Here is a 17,928-nt window from a genome sequence, read left to right as displayed (position 1 = left end):
CACCCCGAATTTCGGCTATGCGACTCTTCCGGTCGAGCGAGGTACTCGGCATCGCCGCCGACGCCCTCGACTTCGCACGGGAGGCCGCCGGCGAGACTCACCCGGACGAGTATATGGGACTGCTCCGGGGCGAGGACGCCGAGGGCCTCGGCCTCGATCGCTCGGGGACCGTCATCACCGACGTGCTGATCATCCCGGGAACGCGCTCGAACCCGGTGAGTGCGACGGTCGACTCCAATATGATCCCGAACGACAGCCGGTCGGTCGGATCGATCCACTCCCACCCGAACGGGGTCCTCCGGCCGAGCGACGCCGACCTGGACACCTTCGGGCAGGGCGACGTGCACATCATCCTCGGGCATCCCTACGGGCCGGACGACTGGCAGGCGTTCGACCAACACGGCGACATCCGCAAACTGGACGTTCTCGACGTCGACCTCCCGGATCCCGAGGACTTCTTCGACTTCACTGAAGAAGACCTCGACGTCGACTACTCCGAGGACTACCGGAGTTCTGGGGGGCGTTTCCAGTGAGAGAGCGCGTCGTCGCGCAGGGCACGTTCGACCTCATCCATCCCGGCCACGTCCATTACCTCTCGGAGGCGGCGTCGATGGGGGAAGAACTGCACGTCATCGTCGCCCGCCGAGAGAACGTCACACACAAAGCGCCGCCAGTGCTACCCGATCGACAGCGCCGCGACGTCGTCGGCGCCCTCGACGTGGTGACGGCGGCGCACCTCGGCCACGAGGAGGACATCTTCGTGCCGATCGAACGGATCGACCCGGACGTCATCGTCCTCGGTCACGACCAGCATCACGACGACGAGGCGCTCGCGGAGGCACTCGCCGCCCGCGGAATCGACTGCGAGGTCGCCCGAGCGTCGGCGCGCGAACCGCGGTACGACGAGGAGCTGCTCTCGACGGGCCGCATCGTCGATCGGATTCTCGCAGAGCGCGGCGGCGGCGACGCGGACGCCGAAGTCGAGATCTCGGACGTCGACGGCGGATGACCGGCCGCGTGTCACCGACGTCGGGGTAACGTAGCCGCTGGCGAAACAGCGGAACGAAGTGTGCACGGATTCCGACGAGTCAACCGACTGCCCGGACGGGATCGAGAGGACACCTGCTCGTCAAAATCAGCGAGCGGAGTCGGATCGGTCGCGGGAGAGAAAACTGGGCTACTCGTCGCTCTTCTGCTCGTCAAGCCACTGCTGGTACTCCTCCTCGGAGACGACTTCGACGGTGAAGTACATCTGCGAGTGGGAGACACCGCAGTACTCCGTACAGTATCCCTGGTAGGTGCCCTGTTCGTAGGGTACCGTCTTGATGGTGTTCACCTGGCCGGGCATCGCGTCTTTCTTCAGCGCCATCTCCGGCACGTGGAAGCCGTGAATTACGTCCCGTGAAGTGACGCGGATGTGGACGGGGCGGTCCTCGGGGATCACGATCTCAGTGCCGGTTGTGATGTTGCCCTCTTCGGGGTAGGACATCTCCCAGCCCCACTGGAACGCTTCGGCCTCGACGACGACCGGATCGCCCGCGGCGTCTTCGACCTGCGGCTGGTACGTGACGTTGTCGTTGGCGAGCACGCCGTACGAGGAGACGCCGACGAAAAGCAGGATGATCGCCGTCGCGATCGTCCAGGTGATCTCCAGCCGACGGTTCTCCTTCGTCGGCGAGGGATCGTCGTTGTTCCGGAACTTCACCACGGTGTAGATCAGGATTACCTCCACCAGGATCGTGATCGGGATCGCGATGTACAACAGTTTCCCGTTCAGCCCGTTGATGAGCTCCGCGCTGGCCGACGTCTGTGCGGCGACCGGGTCCGCGAGGAGAACCACCGCTACCACCGAGAGCAGTGAAGCGAGTGCGGAACGCGTCTTTCGCATCAATCCGGGCTTAGGAAGAGTAACGTAAATAGTTGCTGATAGGGGCGGGCGAGGGGGTCCCTGCCGGGGGAATAGAGTGGCAAAGCGGGGGGCCTAAATATGGGGACTTCCAAGTCGAAATCAATGAGTCCCGTGGCGCCGGAAACGACACACACGCGCTTTCACGGCCTGCTTGCCGCGACGGCGATCGGCGTCTATCTGCTCTTGCTCGTCGGCGCGACGACGGCGCTGACCGACGCCGCAGCGTCGTGTGCGGCCTGGCCAGTCTGCGGGGACGGATGGACGACGCCGACGTCGATCGCCGGCTGGATCGCGGTGGGTCACCGGCTCGCGGCAGTCGCTGTCGGCGTCCTCGGGTTGGTGACCCTCGTGACCGCCATCCGCGTCGACGTCGAACGACGCGTGCTGGGTGCGGTCGCGGTCGCGAGCGTCCTCTATCCGATCCAGGCGGGCCTGGGTGCCGTCGTCGCAGTCGGCGGCGGCAACACGACCCTCTCGGCCGCCCACCTGACGCTCGGGATGGGGATTTTCGCCTCGCTGCTCGCGGCACTCGCGTGGACGCTGGAACAGGAGACAGGCGACCCCACCGAGGAGCCGGCGGAGAGCGTCGATCTCGACCCACCGGTCGAAGGGGAGCACAATCCGACGCTTCCCGAGGGGCGCCGGGAACGCCTGATCGCGACCGCGCGGGCGTATGTCCGGCTGACGAAACCGCGCCTGATGTGGCTGCTCTGTCTCGTCGCCGCCGCCGGGATGGCGCTGGCGGCGACGACGAACGGCGGCCTCACGGTCGGCGTCGTTCTCGCGACGCTCGGGGGTGGCGTCCTCTCGATCGGCGCCTCCGGGACGTTCAACCACGTGTTCGAGCGCGACATCGACAGGCGGATGCAGCGGACCAGCGATCGGCCGCTGGCGACGGACCTCGTCCCGGTCCGGAACGCACTCGCCTTCGGCGTGCTGTTGGCCATCGGATCGATCGCGCTGTTCGCCTGGGTGAACCTCCTCGCGGCCGTTCTCGGCGTCGCCGCGATCGTCTTCTACAGCGTCGTCTACACGCTGCTTCTGAAACCGAACACCGTCCAAAACACCGTTCTCGGCGGGGCCGCTGGCGCGCTCCCGGCGCTCATCGGCTGGGTCGCCGTCGCCGGCGAAATCGGGCTCGCCGGCCTCGCGCTCGCGGCGCTCATCTTCCTGTGGACGCCGGCGCACTTCTACAACCTCGCGTTGGCGTACAAAGACGACTACGAGCGCGGCGGCTTCCCGATGATGCCGGTCGTCCGCGGGGAGACGACCACGCGGAAACACGTGCTGTGGTACCTCGCCGCGACGCTCGTCGCCGCGGGTGCGCTGGCGTCGATGGAAGCACTCGGCGTCCTGTACGCGCTCACGAGCGTCGTCTTCGGCGGACTGTTCCTCTACTTCGCCGTGCGGCTACACTACGAACAGACTGAGACGGCCGCGTTCCGCTCGTTCCACGCGTCGAACGCCTACCTCGGGGCGCTGTTGCTCGCGATGGTCGTCGACGCGCTCGTGGTGTGACGATGTCGGTTCCCTCCGTCTCTGCCCGGATCGATCCCCGGCAACTCCTCTACGGCGTGCTCGTGGGCAACACACTCGTTGTACTCACTGTCCTCTACCTGCTTCTCGCCGGAATCACGATCAGCGAGCCCCGATATACAGTCTACGGGCTGATCTGGGTCGTCGTCGGCCTGTTCGTGCTGTGGCGGACCGACCCGGCCCCGACCGACGACCGGACGCGCCGCCGGGCAGTCGCGGTCGCGGTCGTGTACTTCCTCGTCCTGGCGGTCGCCGGTGGCGTCGTCGTGGCCGCGATGCAGTTCGGCGAGGGCGAGTTCGGCGTCAGGGTCGCGACGCTCGCGCCGGGGTGGGGGCCCGCACCGATCATCTCGACGCCGTGGGCCGCCCTGGTGCTGATGCCCGCCCGCGTCGTGGGCTACCTCGCTCTGGCGTATCTCGTGTACGCGACCGTCATCGATGCCGCGGGAGCGGCCGTATCGGGCGTGCTCGGCTTGCTCTCGTGTGTCTCCTGCACGTGGCCGATCCTGGCGTCGCTGCTCTCCGGCCTGCTTGGCGGCGGGTCGGCCATCGCGGCCGCGACGTTCGATCTGTCCTACGACATCTCGACGGTCGTCTTTCTCGTGACGGTCGCACTTCTCTACTGGCGGCCGCTGGTGGGTGGGACTCTCGACACGAGCGAGTAGTGAAATGGACGCGGCGACGGGGACTCGACACCGCGGCCCCGTTCCGTATCGGGACTCATATCGATTACTCTCACTGTTTCCCGCCGAGCGCCGCCCCCGTTGACGGCGCTCGGCGGGAAGAGACGAGAGTAATATTATCAAGCGAATCCGAGCGGTTTCGGTTCCCCGTCGACCGCGTCCGGTTCGTCGGGACTGTGCTCCTCGACGACGTCCTCGTCGTGAGGCGCGTCCGCTTCCTCCTCGGCCCCCTCCTCCCACACAGTCGGCGCCGCTTTCCGCGGGGTATGATAACACATACCAATACAAGTGTACACCATTAACGCACAAAAACTTACCCCTGCATCGACCGGGAAAACCCGGACAACGCACTTAACCGACGGCGCAGCCAACCTGCACCGATGTCGACGATCGAGATCGAATACTGCGTCCCGTGTGGATTCCTGGACCGCGCCGAGGAGATCCAGCACGCGCTTTTGAAACAGTTCGGCGACCGACTCGATCGGGTCGCACTGGTGACCGGCGACCACGGGGTTCTGACGGTTGCGATCGACGGCGAAATCGTCTGGGACAAAGCCGACGACGACTACGACGTCGACGAAATCGTCCGCCGGGTTCGCGGGGCGATATAAGGAGCGTCTCTCAGCCTCCCAAATCAATCCCGGTGGCCCCACCGCCGCCCCTCGTCGTCGTAGCGAGCGTCGAAGATCCGCTCCCACTGCGCCGCGGAGAGATCGACGTCGGCCGCGCCGAGGTTCTCGTCGAGCTGGTCGGTCGTCCGCGCACCGACGATGGGGACGACGGTCGCCTCGGGGTAGTCCATCAGCCACCGGAGCGCGACCTGCGCGGGCGAGGCGTCGACTTCGTCGGCGACCGCGCGGATCGCATCGAGGACGTGCCAGCCGCGCTCGGAGAGGTAGTACTCGTCGAACTGGTCGTCCATCGACCCGCGGGAGCCGTCGGGGGCGAGGACCTGCGTCGGATCGTCCGGGTCGGCCCGCTCGTACTTGCCGGTGAGAAAGCCGCCCGCCAGCGGGGAGTACGGGCAGACCGCGAGGTCCTGATCTGCACAGACGTCGAGGTATCCCTCGATATCCTCGTAGTAGCCGGCGTGAAACAGCGGCTGCGTGACCTCGAATCGCTCCCAGTCGTTGACGTCGGACCTCCACAGCGCCTTGGTGAGCTGCCACGCCGCCATCGTCGACGCTCCGAGGTAGTTCACTTTCCCCTCCTCGACCAGCCGATCCAGCGTGGAGAGCGTCTCCTCGATCGGCGTCTCCTCGTCCCAGCGGTGGATGTAGTAGAGGTCGAGGTAGTCGGTACCGAGGCGGTCGAGCGTCCCCTCGATCTGATTCCGGATGTGCGTCCGCGACAGGCCGGAGCCGTTCGGGTTGTCGGGATCGAACCCGAAGTACACCTTCGAGGCGATGACGAAGTCCGCGCGGTCCCGCCCGGAGAGCCAATCGCCGATCCAGGATTCGCTGCGACCGTTCGGATCGCCGTAGACGTTTGCGGTATCGATGAAGTTCCCGCCCGCCGCCGCGAACGCGTCGAGCAGTTCGTGTGCCTCCTGTTTGGTCGTCTCGACGACGCCGTCCGTCTCGCGGCCGAAGCGCCACGTGCCGAAGCAGAGTTCCGAAACCTTCGTGCCCGTCGATCCGAGCCGCCTGTAGTCGAGGCTCATATCCGTTCGATTCGGGCCGTCGGCAAAAAGCGTCCGTGTCTGCGTCGCCGGATCACTCGGTCGGCTCGAACCGGAAGCCGTCCCACTCCTGGCTCGCCGGATCACTCGGTCGGCTCGAACCGGAAGCCGTCCCACTCCTGGCTCGCCGGATCACTCGGTCGGCTCGAACCGGAAGCCGTCCCACTCCTGGCTCGCCGGTTCCCGGATGCCCGCCTCGGGATCGCGCAGTTCCGGACAGTAGACGGGGCGGACCTCGTCGCCGACCTCGACGTCCTCGTTCGTCACCTGGCCGATCGCGCGGACAGGCTCGCCGTCGACGTCGAACTCGACGATTGCGATCGTGTTTGGCTCCCGCACGCCGGGCGGCGTCGCGGTCGACGTCGTCCACGTCACGACTTCGGCACCGTACTCGCTCAGGTCGACCGTCCCGACAGGTTCCCGGCCGCCCGGGCCGTACGGGTGGCCGGGGTAGGTGATGCTCCCGTCGGGGTAGCGGGACGCTTCCATCGTGTGCTCGGTGTCGTTCTCGCGGGTCTGCCCCTCGGTGTCGCTCTGGTCGTCGTCGCCGATCGATTCGCCGTCTTCAGTGCGCTCGTCGCTCATTGTGCTCCCTCCAGGATGGTCGTGGTCACGCAGTTGCCGAATCCGCCGACGTTGCAGGCGAGGCCGATTCCGGCGTCGACCTGCCGCGGTCCCGCGTCGCCGATGACCTGTTTGTAGATCTCGTACACCTGTGCGACGCCGGAGGCGCCGAGGGGATGGCCCTTCGACTTCAGGCCGCCGGAGGTGTTGATCGGCAGGTCGCCGTCGCGGTCGGTGACGCCCTCCTCGACCGCCTTCCAGCCCTCGCCCTTCTCGAAGAAGCCGAGGTCCTCCGACTGGAGGAACTCCAGGATCGTGAACATATCGTGGAGTTCCGCGACGTCGACGTCGTCGGGACCGATATCCGCCATCTCGTAGGCCTCCTCGGCGGAGTTGACGACGCCGCCCATCGTCGTCGGGTCCGCGCGCTCGTGGACGACGTGGGTGTCGGTCGCGCCGCCGATTCCGGAGACGACCGCGTACTCGTCGGCGTACTCGCGGGCGACCGACTCCGGACAGAACAAAAGCGCCGCCGACCCGTCCGTGATCGGACAGAAGTCGTAGAGCCGCAGCGGATCGGCCACGATGGGCGATTCCAGGATCGTCTCGAGGTCGACCTCCTTCTGAAACTGCGCGTGGGGGTTGTCGACGCCGTTCCGGTGGTTCTTGACGGCGACTTTGCCCAGCGACTCCCGCGGGGCGTCGTATATATTTAGGTAGTGGCGTGCGGTCAGCCCTGCGAATGAGGGAAGCGTCACGCCGTGTTTGTACTCCACCGGGTGGGTGAGCGACGCGATGATGTCCGTCGCCTCCGCGGTCGTCCGGTGGGTCATCTTCTCGCCGCCGACGAGCAGGGTCATATCGGAGGCGCCGGAGGCGACCGACTGCCAGGCCGCGTACACGCCCGCGCCGCCCGACGAGGACGTCTGATCGATGCGGGCGGTGTAGGCGGGCACCGCCGAGAGGTCGTGTGCGAGGGCGTTCGGGACGCCCGTCTGTCCCTCGAACTCCCCGCTTGCCATATTCGAGACGTACAGGTGGTCGACGGCGTCGGCCGACACGCCCGCGTCCGAGAGACAGGCGCCGCCGGCCTCCGCGAGCAACTCGCGGATCCACGCCTCGCGCTGCCCGAACTGGGTCATCGACGCGCCGATGATCGCTACGCGCTCCATACTCGGTAACGCGAGGGCGGTGGCTTACCGGTTTCCCTTCGATACGATGGCCCAGGGGCCAGTCCCGGTCGCGAACGTCGCCGGGGCGCCGCGATCCTGTTCGCCGATCGCGTCGCCTGCGACGACTCTCGAAGCGCTTACACCCCCGCCGGTTCGACAGGAGCATATGGACACGGATTCGAGTTCGTTCGCCGCCCGGATCGGCGCGATCGTGTCGCTGTTGCTCGCGGCCGTCGTCTTCGTCCCGGCACTGGTCGTCACGGCCCCTGGGACCGGCGTCGGTGATTACTACGCGTCCGGGCCGCTCGGCGTTTCGATCGTCGGGTTCCTCGCGCTGCTCGGTGTCGTGGTCTTCCTGGCGGGCGCACAGGAGCGTTCGGACCCGGTGACCCTCTCGGGTATCGCGCTGGTGTCGGGCCTCGCGATGCTCCTGTTTTCGCTTCTCTGGGCCGTCTCGATCGACCAGACGCTGCTTTTCAGTTTCCCCGCGGAGTACGCGTGGATGGAGAACCACCGCTGGGCAGTCGTCGCGGTCGCGCTGGTGGTCGCCGCCACGGGCGGCGGCTACGCCCGGACCGTACTGAATCCGTGACAGGCACGCGGCCACCAACGAATACCGCCCGGCAGGCGATACCCGAGAACACTGCACAGCGCGCGATACCTGACCGCAGCACGCCCTCCAGACACGTTCGTCCCCGCGGCGGCCCCACGGCGTCCTGCGATCGCGGGGTCAGTGAGTCGAAAGCCCCTTATGTGGCCCCGCTGTACTCTGTAGTGGACTAGGTCGGGCAGTTAGGCCCTGCTCTTCACCCGTACTTTCGGCCTTCAACGGGGACCGAAGCCGGGGGCGTCCGTTCAGACCGACGCGGGCCCCGGAAGCCAACGTAGAAACCTCGTCCTTCGGGGACGGCGGTTCGCGAACGCCGGCCGCAGGGTCGGTCAGACGCGATTCGCCGCTGGTACCCCGCCAGGCGCGGAAGCGAGCAACGGACCAGTGGACGTTCGTCGCTCGAAGGATCGCGGGGTGGAGGAGGCAACCGGGATTCCCCGTGCCGGAACGCCGGGCAATCCCGCTGTCCACCATTCATACCGACTTTCCGCCGACAGCGGCGGCACTCGCGAGTGCTCCGAGAAGGCGTCTCGATCAGAACCGCCCGCGACGTTGCGGCCGACGGTGGTCAGCGAAAAAATGCCTGCGCTCGTCCGGTATTCAGGCGGCCGCTGTCTCGGTTCCGTCCGTCTCGTCCGCCCCGGCCGCCTCTTCGTCCGACTGTTCGTCGTCCGCGGCCGCTTGCTCTTCGTCCTCCTCGAACTCGACTTCCAGTTCAGTCTCCGCGTCCTCGTACGTGACTGTCACCTCAAGTTCCTCGGCGTCCTCGGGCACCTGGACGACGAGTTCACCGTTCGCGTCGGTAGTTCCGACGGCTGTCTCGTCGACCGAGACGGTCGCGTTGGCGACGGCGCTCCCGTTCTGCGTGACGACGAGCGTCGCGTTCTCGCCGGGAGCCACGTCGTCGCTGAACGTCGCGTTCAGCGCCGATTCGGCCCGCTCTTCACGCTCTTCCGCGGCGTCCTCGGCGTCTTCGCCGTCCGTTTCGTCGTCATCCGCGTCGTCCTCGTCGACGCTTTCGATCTCGACGTCCGTCCCGGATTCCGAGATCACCGGCTTGAGGATGTACTTCCCACTGTTCCCGGCTTTCACCGCGGTGATGTCGAACACGAAGTCGACGGATTCGCCGTTTCCGACGGTGAACTCCGAGTTCAGCTGCAGTTTCCCGCTCGGCAGTTTCACGCGCTGGTCGCTGCCGTCTTTGAGCGTCCCGTTCACCTCGGAGACGTAGACGAAGACCTTCTCGTAGGACCCGTTCGGGACATCGAGCGAAGAGAGCTTCGTGGCGTTTGCGCCCTTTAGTTCCGTCAGGTCGACGGTTCGGTTGTCGACCTCGTACTCGACCCACTCGCCGTCACCGGATTCGTCTTCCTCGTCTGCCTCCGGTTTGTCGGTCTCTTCATCCGACTCGTCGTCCGCGGCGTCCGTCTCGTTGATGTCGTCTTCGTCGTCGACCTCCGTCTCGTTGATGTCGTCTTCGTCGTCGACCTCCGTCTCGTTGATGTCGTCTTCGTCGTCGACCTCCGTCTCGTTGCCGTCGTCGACATCGTCAGTCTCGTTCTCGTCGCTGTCGTCGGTCTCGTTTTCGGTTGATTCGTCACCGTCTTCCATCTCTCCGCCGTCGGCCGTGCGCTTGAACCCGACGCGCGTGATCGTGACGTTCAGGTGCTCGAAGTCGCTGATCGCGTTCTCCTCGTCGCTGATGTAGAGATTCACTGTCCCGCTGTCGCCGTCCAACTCACCCTGCACCGATCCCGCTTCGGTCGTCGTCCTGTCCGTCCCAGAGCTATCTGTCGCAGGGCTGTCCGGCGAGCCCGTGATCCCGCCGCTACACCCGGCCAGAAGCACCAGGGCGGCGACCAGCAGCGTCGCGATTGGTTTTCGATTCATCGTGGTCGCTGCCAGGACCCGAACGGGTATTTAAACAGGACATAGTGAGGCCGGATTCAATCGGATTACGACCGTTTAATTCGGATACTGATACTGGTTACTCTCACTTTTTACCGCCGAGCGCTGCCAACGGGGGTAGCGCTCGGCGGGAAGAGACGAGAGTAATTATTATGAGGCGGCCCGTCCTTTCCCGTCCGCTCACAGTTCGATCCGTTCGACCAGTCGGTCCTCGGCCTTCGTGTTGACCGCGACGATTCGAATGTGGTTTTCGAGCCCGGAGCCGTCGAGTTTCGCCTTCAGTAGATTGTCGACCTGATAGACGCCTGCAGCGTTTACCATCTCGATCTCGACGAGGACCGGACTGCCGTCACCAGGTCTGAGTGAGACGCTCTCGATCGCCTGACTCGACAGGGTGTTGATGCCGCGACCGCCCTTCTCGTAGGGGATACGCGAGCGGCCGCGCTCCATATCGAGGGCGTCGGCGACCCGGATGACTCCGGCCTCGGTCGTCAGCGGGTCCTCCTCGGTGTGGTGACAGAGGATCGCGTGAAGCACCTCCGCCTTCATCCGGACGGCCTCGCTCGCGTCGTAGAAGCCGAACTCCGGGAGCAGCCGATCCAGCAGATCCGCTGCCAGTGGAATCGAGTAGTAGACGTGCTCGTCGCGGTGAACCACGTGGCCGATGTCGTGCAGCGTCGCCGCCAGTGCGATGATCACCGGTTCGTCTGCCTCGTCGAGATCCTGGTCGATCGCGCCGTTGAACCCGACGTCGCCGCCTTTCAGCAGGTCGTACAGGTTCAGCGCGCGGTTGCGGACGATCTCGACGTGCTTCGTGCCGTGGTCGTTGTAGCCCTTTCTGGTGACAGCGTTGACGTTCTGTGCCTCCAGGTAGGTCGTGATTTCGGGGTCCGAGAGGAGGTCCGGGAGAATCGCGTTGAGGCGTTCGTCCGGGAAGTTGTGCGTTGCCGCCGGATCGTACTTGCGGCCGCCGCTTTCGCCAGTTTCGGTCATACCCTCAGCTACCCCGGCGACGGCAAAGAGGGTGCCGCCGCGATCCGACGGCTTCGCGGATTTCGGGATCAGCCCTCACTCCCCGTCGCTCGACGCGAGCGACGAAATATCGTCTATTTCCGAGCGTCTTCTGCCGCCTCGGCGACGGCCTCGTAGTCCGGTTCGACGCCGGGGTCGTCGCTCACCCACTCGTAGGTGACCGTGCCGTCACCGTCGACGACGAAGACCGCCCGCTTTGCGACGTTGCGGACGCCGAGATCAGCGAAGTCCATCGAGACGTCGTAGGCGTCGACGAGTTCGCGGTTGGTGTCGCTAATCAGGCCGAAGTTCAGGTCGTTCTGGTCGCGGAACTCGTTGAGCGTAAACGGCGTGTCGATGCTGATGCCGTAGACCGTCGCGCCGATGTCCTCGAAGTTGGCCATCCGATCGCGGAACGTGCACATCTCCGTCGTGCAGGTGCCGGTGAACGCCGCCGGGAAGAACGCGAGCACGAGCGGTGCCTCGTCGAGGTGTTCCGAGAGGGTGAACGAGTTGACTGAACCGTCTGCGAGCGGTGCGGTAAAATCGGGTGCGTCGTCGCCGACTGAAACCATACTCCCGCTTCGGGGGCATCCGGGTTCAGTGTTGCTGTTTCGGCCGATGTCGCGGAGACAAACTCGATCGCCGCGGTCCCGACCGCCGCGGTCGGATGGCTCGACGCGCCCGCGATGTTCCCAGCGCGATGGAGCCGACGGAATCGTTATAATGGTCTGATCGATACGCGCTCGTAGCGGATGACACTGCCGACGTACCCCGATGATTGGGACGCCCGCCGAAAACGCGTGTACGAACGCGACAACTACACCTGTCAGAACTGCGGCACCCAAGGCGGTCGCCGCGGGGACTCCGAACTACACGCCCACCACGTTCGACCGCGTTCCGCCGGGGGTTCACACGACGAGAGGAATCTCGTCACACTCTGTCGGGACTGTCACAACCGACAGCACTCTCACGATATTACGCGGAATCCCGGCTACGAGGGAACGGACGACACCGGGAGTGGCCACGGGTTTGCGCCGGTCTCCAGCGAGCGCTCCCAACCGACCGGACCCGACAGCCAACCGCAACAGACAGCAGCGAGGGCTCGACGACAGGCCTTCGATCCGTACGACCTTCCCGCTATATTGCTCTCTTTCCCGGTCAAACACCTCGCTTTGCCCGTCGCTTCCACCGTGGGTTATCTCTATGTGATACGGACTGTCGTGGACCTCGTCAGCGGTATCCACTGGACGCTCTCTGTCCTCGCACCGGTCGGTATTGCACTCGCTGTCGGCGTTCTCGGACTCGCCTACCCCCTCGTCGTCGCCGAAGGATACGTCCTTACCGGCGGGGTAGTGGCGTGGTACCTGCTCTCGGAGAACCGTCTCGACGCCGTTTCGGAGGCCGCGCTGTCAGTACTCGCGGGAGGGCGGCCGCTCGTTGTCGCTTTCGTCGTGCCCTCGGTGTTGTTCGGACTGTTCGGTCCGCTGTTGATTGTCGGTAGCGCCTGGATGGGCGGACTATCGCTCTCGACGCCATCGGAACAGTCCGGATGACGGCCTGATGCGCCGCGTCGACAGATAGTCGTCCGCTACGATCGAGCGGTAACGACAGGGAGCGGTCGAAAATCGGCGGATAGACGCCGTATGAAACTCGAACTGGGATTTATTACCGGCCTGAGCAAGGCAAAAAGCCTATAATCGCGACTGGGTTAGGTGCTGGTAGCAATGTTCGGAACTATCACCCCACTGTTCCCGGGGCTGCCGGGTGGGCCGGAGGTGCTCGTCGTGCTGCTCATACTGGTGTTGCTGTTCGGCGCAAACAAGATCCCGAAACTCGCCCGGTCGACAGGGCAAGCGATGGGAGAGTTCAAGCGCGGACGCGAGGAGATCGAAGACGAACTCAGCGAACTGGAAGAGGACGAGGAATCCGAGGACGCCGAGACCGAGGCCGAAACCGAGACCACGACGTCGACCGAATCCAACTGAGCCGTTCTCCCGCCCGTCTCACTTTCTCCCGCGCGGCGGTGTTCCGGGAACCGTATCTGTTTAACCGCTGGCCTCGCTACCCCGCGGTGGGACGTGTGGCCTAGTGGATCAGGGCGAGGGGTTCCTAACCCCTAGAGCGCGGGTTCGAATCCCGTCACGTCCGTTCGCTCCGCTCACTTCCGTGACGACTCCCCGATCGCATCGCTCGCGGGGATCCCGTCACGTCCGTTTTCCGCCGAGCGACAGCGAGGCGTGAAAACGACACTGCGAGATTCGAATCAGGGAGGTCGCGCGCAGCGGAGCGAGCACGTCCGACCGTGGTTCGAATCCCGTCACGTCCGTTCGCTCCGCTCACTTCCGTGACGACTCCCCGCTCGCATCGCTCGCGGGGATCCCGTCACGTCCGTTCCATTCCCCAGCGACGGCCGTTCCGACTACAGGTCCACGCGGTCGCCGATTTCGACGATTTCGAGCGTCTCCGGGTACGCGTAGCTCCGTGCGTGGTGGTGCAGTACCTTCGGATCGGCGGTCAGCCCCTTCCACATGTCCCAGTGACTCGGGAGGAACCGATCGAACTGCAGATCCGACGCCATCTCGATCGCCTCGTTCTCGGTCGCATACCAGCGGGTTCGCTTCGGTTCGCCCGTCTCCTTGTCGTCGATGTTGCCGATCGCGCCGAACGCGAGCACGCCGAGGTCGATGTCGTAGCGCTCGCCGACGGTGTCGAACTCCTCGTGGGGCTTCGTGTCGCCGCCGTGGAAGAACGTGCCCGTGTCGTGCTCGAAAACGTACGAGACCGGATGCGTCGAATCCGGGTCGTTCGAGATCTCGACGTGGACGGTGAACTCCCCGATATCGACTGTTTCGCCCTCGGCGACCTCGTGGAACTGTGACTCCTCGACGTGGTACTCTTCGACCCACACCTCCTCGTCGAGCGCCACGGACAGGGAGTCGTCGGGGGCGTAGAAGGGCGCCCCGGTGTTCTCTAAAATCGGCGCCTGACTCGGGCCGTGGGTGTGGTCGGTGTGCTCGTGGGTGGCGAAGACGGCGTCCATCTCCGTGATGTCTTCCGGGGTAAACGGGACCGGGATCATCCGGACCGTCCGCGGCGGATCGCCCGTCCCGAGGTAGGGGTCAATCGCAACCGTCGTTCCGTCGTGACCCTTCAGGATGAACCCGTTACAGCCGAGATACCAGATCGCCACGGTGTCCGGATCCGCCGATTCGACCGCACGCGGCAGCCAGTCGCTCCAGTCGCTCTGCGTCATAGGTTCGGGTGCGGCCGGCCGGGGACTAAGTGTTCCGGAGACGGCTGCAGCGGTCATTCGAGGGGTCTCCCCCGGTTGCTGATCGTGAATCTCTCGTGCGAAGACTGGATATATACACATATAATGTGTACGGAGACGACCAAAGACAGGAAGCTCGGCCTAGGAACGTGACGTCCTTCCACAGAAGATATTTATGTCAGAGCACTCTCCGATTAATTGCTATGTCATCCCATAACAGGGAAACCGCCACGTTCTCACAGATGGATGCCGCGATGCGGCAGTGCAGCTCGTGGCGCCCCGGGTCAAACGCCGATTCCGCCTGAGTTGATGGTTCCTCGCCCCGCTACTCGGCGTCGAGGTTCCCGAACGCCTGGTCGACTAACTCGCCGGTGTCAGCGATAATTTCTGCCATCGTCTCGTCGTCCGGCGCCATCCCGGCGAGTCGTGCGATGCGCATAATGCTCACGTGATAGACGGTCTGGACGCCCGGCTCCTCCTGCCAGATCACGACGTTACACGGGAACAGTGCGCCGATTCGCTTTTCGCTCGCGTCGAGGGCGCGGTCCGCCATCGTGGGATTGCACGCGCCGAGGACGTAGTACGGGTCACGGCCGGCGTCGACCTTCTCGTTGAGCATCTCCGACGCCGAAAACTCGGTCGCGACGCCGAATCCGGCGTCCGTGAACGCCTCGCGAACGTGTTCGACTGCCGCCTCGTGCTCCATATGGAGCATCGCGCGCTCCTCGCCGATATCTCCCGCAGCAACTGCCTCCGGATCGATGGGTAGTGTCATCACCGGATAGTTCGGGCTCCACCGGTGAAAACCTGAGGGGCTGGACCGGAGACCGGACGAGAGTAATCAGTATCAGAGCGGTACCGGCAGCCAGCGCAGTGCCGCGAGGACCCGCTCCGGCGGCACAACCGGATCGTGGAGGACGAGCCAATCGAGCAGCGTCAGGCCGAGTCCGTGGGCGACGACCGACGGCAGTAGCGACTGGCTGTGGTAATCGAAGGCGCCGAAGAGGACGTCCGTCGGGGACGAAAGTAGCAGTTCGATCGGCGGCTTCCCGACGTGATGGAGGGCGTAGACCACCGGACTGATGAAGACGCTCTTGAAGCCGAGTTCCTCGCTGACGCCGACACACAACAGACCCCGGTAGTACGTCTCGGCGGCGATCACGACGATCAGTTGCTGGATCGTATGCGGGAGAAACGCGGTCAGCGCCGTCGTCGTTTCCCACATCGGATAGTACGCCCGGATGCTCGGTAGCGACGACCCGACAAGGTAGAAGGGGACGACGAACGCGGCGAGAACGAGCGTATCGCGGAGCGCCCGCCGGTCGACGTGGAAGCCCAGATCACGGCCGTGCGTGACTGCGAGCGCACCGGGAACGACGAGAAACAACACTACGTCGCGGACGACACGAGCAGTGAGGTCGGTCGGCGGGACCGTCCACGTGCTCCACAACGCCGAGAGAACGAGGCCGACGATAAGCGACCGCTGGAGCCAGCTGGTACCGACGGCGACGTCGCGGATTCGAGTGTGGGCGGACACCGTCCTCGCCGGCCCCTTACTCCGTTTTGACGGGACCGTCGCCGACGACGTCTTCGAGGAGATCGACGAACGACTGCCGGGAGTCGATGTACGTCTCGTCGATCTCGTCGAGGACGTCCGCGAGCGTCTGCGGGCCGGACGGCGTCCGGATCACACTGTCGCCTTCCTGTTCTTCGATCCGGCTCACTTCGTGGGGCCAGGTCAGCCGAGCGGCGACGCGCGCGAGCGGCTGGCCCTCGACGGATGTCTCCTCGCCGAGTTCGACGACCGGTCCCTCGGCTTCTTCCTCGTCTGTCATACCCGCGAGTTGGCAATCCCAGCCAATAATCCCTTCGACCCGGCTATCGTAGCGGTTGCACGTCTTCGTTCACACGATCGCACGAAAACAAGCGATCGGATGGCCAATCAGTTGCAAACGCGGCTATTCGTCGTGCATCTGTCTGACGTACCGTTTTGTGTCGCGGGTCCGAAGGACCCGTATGACCAGTCTCTCGGAGGTCTACGAGGGGAAACAAAGGGGGCCGAGCCTCCGGCGACTGCTCTTCGGGTTGGCGCTGTTTCTCGCCGGGGCGATACTGGTCGTCGCCGGGATGGTCGTCGCCACGACCGACGTCCTCTACGGGAGCGAACTGGCGGCGCTGACGGCCAAACGACAGCTCGGCGGCGTCCTCGCTGGCGTCGGCGTCCCCGCGGTATTCCTGGGCATCTTCGCCGTCCTCCCCTCGGGGCGACTCACCAAGGCGGCTGGGGTCGTCGGCGCTGGCATCGCCGTGATGGGCGTCGCGCTCTTCACCTACGCGTACCCGTGCCGCTGGTCGGGATCGCTCTGCGGGGCCGGCAAGCCGGATCTGACGCTTTTGACCGTCGGCATCTACTTCATCGGCGCGATGCTCACCTTCTGGGTGCTGTTCGTCGGCGTTGCGAACTTCAAAACACGAAACGACCCCGGCGGCACCGCGAAAGTGAACGTCACGCGGAAACACGAGACGAAGTACGTCCCCGTCGAGCGCTCCCGCGGCGGGTTCGGCGGCATCGGCTTCTTCGGCGGGACGCCGGACGGCGAGGTCGAAACCCAGACCGGCGGTGGCTCGAAGCCAAAAGGTGCGTCCAGTCGAGCCTCCGACGGCGGCACCGACGCCGAATCCATCACGTCGCCGCTCGACGGGTCGAGTACTGGCGCGAGCGGCGGCGCACCGGCAACAGCGAACGGCGGTACGCGGTCGCCCCGTTCCTCGCGCTCGTCGGCCGGCGCTTCGACCACCACCGGCGCCTCCGAATCGCGCGCTGCGGCCGGTGACGGGGCCCGCGATTCCGCGGGGGCACCGTCTCCCGGTGACACCTACTGCGGCAACTGCGCGCACTTCGAGTACGTCCGCACGGACGCGGGTATCCAGCCCTACTGTGGTGCGCACGAGGAACTGATGGACGATATGGATCCCTGCGAAGACTGGGCTTCGCGGCGGAAGAACCGTCGCTGATCGTCGGCTCGCCCTTCCCGCTGATCCCCTCCTGTTTCGCCGTTATCGTCGCTGATCGTCGGTTCGTCCCTAAATCTCCGCGAGCGTCGCCGCCACGTCGTCCCAGTGACTCCCCTGCCAGAATACCTGTCCGCACGCTCGACAGCGCCAGCAGTCGGTCTCGGCCGGGTCGGGCGCGTACTGTGGCAGCGACTCCTCGGGGTCGACTGCGCGGAGTTCACCGTTGCAGGCGCCGCATCTGACCGGCGGGTCAGCCAGTGAGAGATCGTAGCCGGCCTCGCGGACCTCCCGGAGTTGCTCACGGAGGTCGCGCGACGACAGGAGGACAGCGTCCGCGGCGCGGTCCGCGAGGTCGACGTCGCGGGTAACGAGCGTTCGGCCGGTCTCCCGCGCCCACTGCAGGATCTCGTCGTCGCTCGGATCGTTTTGAGGCGGCGGAGTCGCCTCCTCACGTCCCTCTTCTCGTGCATCCAAGACATACGCCGCGTCGTAGCCGCACATCCGGAGATACGTCGCCAGTTTGCCGAGCATCGCATCGAGGAGGAGTCGATCGGTGTCGGACACG

22 protein-coding genes, 1 tRNA gene and 1 other RNA gene are annotated in these 17,928 nt (G+C 65.3%); 11 read left to right on the top strand and 13 right to left on the bottom strand.

All coding sequences use genetic code 11. The features are described 5' to 3' along the window. Positions 1–17 precede the first annotated feature (17 nt). Positions 18–533, top strand: a complete 516-nt coding sequence (locus tag RJT48_RS04200) for a Mov34/MPN/PAD-1 family protein (RefSeq protein ID WP_311170990.1) — start codon at positions 18–20, stop codon at positions 531–533. After that, positions 530–1,009: an FAD synthase family protein gene (locus RJT48_RS04195; RefSeq protein WP_311170989.1), complete on the top strand. Its 480-nt coding sequence runs from the start codon at positions 530–532 to the stop codon at positions 1,007–1,009. The genes RJT48_RS04200 and RJT48_RS04195 overlap by 4 nt, the downstream gene beginning before the upstream one ends. A gap of 168 nt (positions 1,010–1,177) precedes the next feature. On the opposite strand, the gene coxB is transcribed toward RJT48_RS04195, so the two are convergent. Then, complete coding sequence (coxB, locus tag RJT48_RS04190) at positions 1,178–1,888, bottom strand: cytochrome c oxidase subunit II (RefSeq protein WP_311170988.1); 711 nt, start codon at positions 1,886–1,888, stop codon at positions 1,178–1,180. Between the two features lie 123 nt (positions 1,889–2,011). Here coxB and RJT48_RS04185 point away from each other — a divergent pair, with 123 nt between their 5' ends. Both RJT48_RS04185 and RJT48_RS04180 read left to right on the top strand, forming a co-directional pair. Continuing rightward, positions 2,012–3,427 (top strand): heme o synthase, encoded by a 1,416-nt coding sequence (locus tag RJT48_RS04185; protein WP_311170987.1) that lies wholly within the window; start codon positions 2,012–2,014, stop codon positions 3,425–3,427. 2 nt (positions 3,428–3,429) lie between these two features. Further along, on the top strand, positions 3,430–4,110 hold the full coding sequence (locus RJT48_RS04180; RefSeq protein WP_311170986.1) for a DUF7546 family protein: 681 nt from the start codon (positions 3,430–3,432) through the stop codon (positions 4,108–4,110). Positions 4,111–4,247: 137 nt separating this feature from the next. Here the strand turns inward: RJT48_RS04180 and RJT48_RS04175 are convergent, their stop codons facing one another. Further along, entirely contained in the window at positions 4,248–4,406 is a 159-nt protein-coding gene (locus RJT48_RS04175) for a hypothetical protein (protein ID WP_311170985.1), read from the bottom strand. A 102-nt stretch (positions 4,407–4,508) separates the two neighbouring features. Between RJT48_RS04175 and RJT48_RS04170 the strand changes: the two genes are divergently transcribed. Beyond that, positions 4,509–4,739, top strand: a complete 231-nt coding sequence (locus RJT48_RS04170; protein ID WP_311170984.1) for a SelT/SelW/SelH family protein — start codon at positions 4,509–4,511, stop codon at positions 4,737–4,739. Positions 4,740–4,762: 23 nt separating this feature from the next. Here the strand turns inward: RJT48_RS04170 and RJT48_RS04165 are convergent, their stop codons facing one another. From RJT48_RS04165 to RJT48_RS04155, 3 genes are all read right to left on the bottom strand, one after another. Beyond that, positions 4,763–5,791: an aldo/keto reductase gene (locus tag RJT48_RS04165; protein WP_311170983.1), complete on the bottom strand. Its 1,029-nt coding sequence runs from the start codon at positions 5,789–5,791 to the stop codon at positions 4,763–4,765. A 150-nt stretch (positions 5,792–5,941) separates the two neighbouring features. Further along, positions 5,942–6,298: an OB-fold domain-containing protein gene (locus RJT48_RS04160; RefSeq protein ID WP_311171341.1), complete on the bottom strand. Its 357-nt coding sequence runs from the start codon at positions 6,296–6,298 to the stop codon at positions 5,942–5,944. A gap of 92 nt (positions 6,299–6,390) precedes the next feature. After that, on the bottom strand, positions 6,391–7,545 hold the full coding sequence (locus RJT48_RS04155) for a thiolase family protein (RefSeq protein WP_311170982.1): 1,155 nt from the start codon (positions 7,543–7,545) through the stop codon (positions 6,391–6,393). Positions 7,546–7,711: 166 nt separating this feature from the next. Between RJT48_RS04155 and RJT48_RS04150 the strand changes: the two genes are divergently transcribed. Continuing rightward, complete coding sequence (locus tag RJT48_RS04150) at positions 7,712–8,137, top strand: DUF7548 family protein (RefSeq protein ID WP_311170981.1); 426 nt, start codon at positions 7,712–7,714, stop codon at positions 8,135–8,137. A gap of 180 nt (positions 8,138–8,317) precedes the next feature. After that, an RNA gene (ffs, locus tag RJT48_RS04145) (signal recognition particle sRNA) lies at positions 8,318–8,628 on the top strand. 127 nt (positions 8,629–8,755) lie between these two features. Here ffs and RJT48_RS04140 read toward each other — a convergent pair. The 3 genes from RJT48_RS04140 to RJT48_RS04130 all read right to left on the bottom strand — a co-directional run bounded on the left by RJT48_RS04140 (position 8,756) and on the right by RJT48_RS04130 (position 11,649). Beyond that, a complete protein-coding gene (locus RJT48_RS04140) occupies positions 8,756–10,045 on the bottom strand; it encodes a DUF4382 domain-containing protein (RefSeq protein WP_311170980.1) in 1,290 nt (429 codons plus the stop codon). Between the two features lie 198 nt (positions 10,046–10,243). Then, positions 10,244–11,056, bottom strand: a complete 813-nt coding sequence (locus RJT48_RS04135) for an HD domain-containing protein (RefSeq protein ID WP_311170979.1) — start codon at positions 11,054–11,056, stop codon at positions 10,244–10,246. A 113-nt stretch (positions 11,057–11,169) separates the two neighbouring features. Beyond that, positions 11,170–11,649, bottom strand: a complete 480-nt coding sequence (locus RJT48_RS04130; RefSeq protein ID WP_311170978.1) for a redoxin domain-containing protein — start codon at positions 11,647–11,649, stop codon at positions 11,170–11,172. Positions 11,650–11,829: 180 nt separating this feature from the next. On the opposite strand from RJT48_RS04130, the gene RJT48_RS04125 reads away from it, so the two are divergent. From RJT48_RS04125 to RJT48_RS04115, 3 genes are all read left to right on the top strand, one after another. Beyond that, the gene (locus RJT48_RS04125) at positions 11,830–12,630 is read left to right on the top strand and encodes an HNH endonuclease (protein ID WP_311170977.1); all 801 of its coding nucleotides are present in this window, start codon (positions 11,830–11,832) and stop codon (positions 12,628–12,630) included. A gap of 171 nt (positions 12,631–12,801) precedes the next feature. Continuing rightward, positions 12,802–13,062, top strand: a complete 261-nt coding sequence (locus RJT48_RS04120) for a Sec-independent protein translocase subunit TatA/TatB (RefSeq protein WP_311170976.1) — start codon at positions 12,802–12,804, stop codon at positions 13,060–13,062. An 89-nt stretch (positions 13,063–13,151) separates the two neighbouring features. Continuing rightward, positions 13,152–13,225, top strand: a tRNA-Arg gene (locus RJT48_RS04115). Positions 13,226–13,496: 271 nt separating this feature from the next. On the opposite strand, the gene RJT48_RS04110 is transcribed toward RJT48_RS04115, so the two are convergent. The 4 genes from RJT48_RS04110 to RJT48_RS04095 all read right to left on the bottom strand — a co-directional run bounded on the left by RJT48_RS04110 (position 13,497) and on the right by RJT48_RS04095 (position 16,183). Continuing rightward, positions 13,497–14,330 (bottom strand): MBL fold metallo-hydrolase, encoded by an 834-nt coding sequence (locus RJT48_RS04110; protein WP_311170975.1) that lies wholly within the window; start codon positions 14,328–14,330, stop codon positions 13,497–13,499. Positions 14,331–14,673: 343 nt separating this feature from the next. Next, positions 14,674–15,123, bottom strand: a complete 450-nt coding sequence (locus RJT48_RS04105; protein WP_311170974.1) for a DUF302 domain-containing protein — start codon at positions 15,121–15,123, stop codon at positions 14,674–14,676. Between the two features lie 72 nt (positions 15,124–15,195). After that, positions 15,196–15,885 carry a CPBP family glutamic-type intramembrane protease gene (locus RJT48_RS04100; protein WP_311170973.1) on the bottom strand — a complete coding sequence of 230 codons (690 nt, stop codon included), beginning with the start codon at positions 15,883–15,885 and terminating at the stop codon, positions 15,196–15,198. Positions 15,886–15,901: 16 nt separating this feature from the next. Continuing rightward, entirely contained in the window at positions 15,902–16,183 is a 282-nt protein-coding gene (locus RJT48_RS04095; RefSeq protein WP_311170972.1) for a DUF5789 family protein, read from the bottom strand. Positions 16,184–16,364: 181 nt separating this feature from the next. On the opposite strand from RJT48_RS04095, the gene RJT48_RS04090 reads away from it, so the two are divergent. Next, positions 16,365–17,363 carry a cell division protein CdpA domain-containing protein gene (locus RJT48_RS04090; protein ID WP_311170971.1) on the top strand — a complete coding sequence of 333 codons (999 nt, stop codon included), beginning with the start codon at positions 16,365–16,367 and terminating at the stop codon, positions 17,361–17,363. Positions 17,364–17,432: 69 nt separating this feature from the next. Here the strand turns inward: RJT48_RS04090 and RJT48_RS04085 are convergent, their stop codons facing one another. Continuing rightward, positions 17,433–17,927, bottom strand: a complete 495-nt coding sequence (locus RJT48_RS04085) for a Mut7-C RNAse domain-containing protein (protein WP_311170970.1) — start codon at positions 17,925–17,927, stop codon at positions 17,433–17,435. Between the last annotated feature and the right edge of the window lies 1 nt (position 17,928).

The sequence above is a fragment of the Halobellus ordinarius genome (assembly GCF_031823395.1).
Classification (GTDB): Archaea; Halobacteriota; Halobacteria; order Halobacteriales; family Haloferacaceae; genus Haloquadratum; species Haloquadratum ordinarius.
This window is presented reverse-complemented; position numbering and strand designations above follow the sequence as displayed.

What these genes read in the sequence shown, in the direction of transcription:
- RJT48_RS04105 (WP_311170974.1), bottom strand. Translation starts at nt 15,123, where the DNA reads ATGACACTACCCATCGATCCGGAGGCAGTTGCTGCGGGAGATATCGGC.
- RJT48_RS04125 (WP_311170977.1), top strand. Translation starts at nt 11,830, where the DNA reads ATGACACTGCCGACGTACCCCGATGATTGGGACGCCCGCCGAAAACGC.
- RJT48_RS04140 (WP_311170980.1), bottom strand. Translation starts at nt 10,045, where the DNA reads ATGAATCGAAAACCAATCGCGACGCTGCTGGTCGCCGCCCTGGTGCTT.
- RJT48_RS04135 (WP_311170979.1), bottom strand. Translation starts at nt 11,056, where the DNA reads ATGACCGAAACTGGCGAAAGCGGCGGCCGCAAGTACGATCCGGCGGCA.
- RJT48_RS04090 (WP_311170971.1), top strand. Translation starts at nt 16,365, where the DNA reads ATGACCAGTCTCTCGGAGGTCTACGAGGGGAAACAAAGGGGGCCGAGC.
- RJT48_RS04180 (WP_311170986.1), top strand. Translation starts at nt 3,430, where the DNA reads ATGTCGGTTCCCTCCGTCTCTGCCCGGATCGATCCCCGGCAACTCCTC.
- RJT48_RS04120 (WP_311170976.1), top strand. Translation starts at nt 12,802, where the DNA reads ATGTTCGGAACTATCACCCCACTGTTCCCGGGGCTGCCGGGTGGGCCG.
- RJT48_RS04200 (WP_311170990.1), top strand. Translation starts at nt 18, where the DNA reads ATGCGACTCTTCCGGTCGAGCGAGGTACTCGGCATCGCCGCCGACGCC.
- coxB (WP_311170988.1), bottom strand. Translation starts at nt 1,888, where the DNA reads ATGCGAAAGACGCGTTCCGCACTCGCTTCACTGCTCTCGGTGGTAGCG.
- RJT48_RS04175 (WP_311170985.1), bottom strand. Translation starts at nt 4,406, where the DNA reads ATGTGTTATCATACCCCGCGGAAAGCGGCGCCGACTGTGTGGGAGGAG.
- RJT48_RS04095 (WP_311170972.1), bottom strand. Translation starts at nt 16,183, where the DNA reads ATGACAGACGAGGAAGAAGCCGAGGGACCGGTCGTCGAACTCGGCGAG.
- RJT48_RS04130 (WP_311170978.1), bottom strand. Translation starts at nt 11,649, where the DNA reads ATGGTTTCAGTCGGCGACGACGCACCCGATTTTACCGCACCGCTCGCA.
- RJT48_RS04110 (WP_311170975.1), bottom strand. Translation starts at nt 14,330, where the DNA reads ATGACGCAGAGCGACTGGAGCGACTGGCTGCCGCGTGCGGTCGAATCG.
- RJT48_RS04150 (WP_311170981.1), top strand. Translation starts at nt 7,712, where the DNA reads ATGGACACGGATTCGAGTTCGTTCGCCGCCCGGATCGGCGCGATCGTG.
- RJT48_RS04155 (WP_311170982.1), bottom strand. Translation starts at nt 7,545, where the DNA reads ATGGAGCGCGTAGCGATCATCGGCGCGTCGATGACCCAGTTCGGGCAG.
- RJT48_RS04170 (WP_311170984.1), top strand. Translation starts at nt 4,509, where the DNA reads ATGTCGACGATCGAGATCGAATACTGCGTCCCGTGTGGATTCCTGGAC.
- RJT48_RS04160 (WP_311171341.1), bottom strand. Translation starts at nt 6,298, where the DNA reads ATGGAAGCGTCCCGCTACCCCGACGGGAGCATCACCTACCCCGGCCAC.
- RJT48_RS04185 (WP_311170987.1), top strand. Translation starts at nt 2,012, where the DNA reads ATGAGTCCCGTGGCGCCGGAAACGACACACACGCGCTTTCACGGCCTG.
- RJT48_RS04165 (WP_311170983.1), bottom strand. Translation starts at nt 5,791, where the DNA reads ATGAGCCTCGACTACAGGCGGCTCGGATCGACGGGCACGAAGGTTTCG.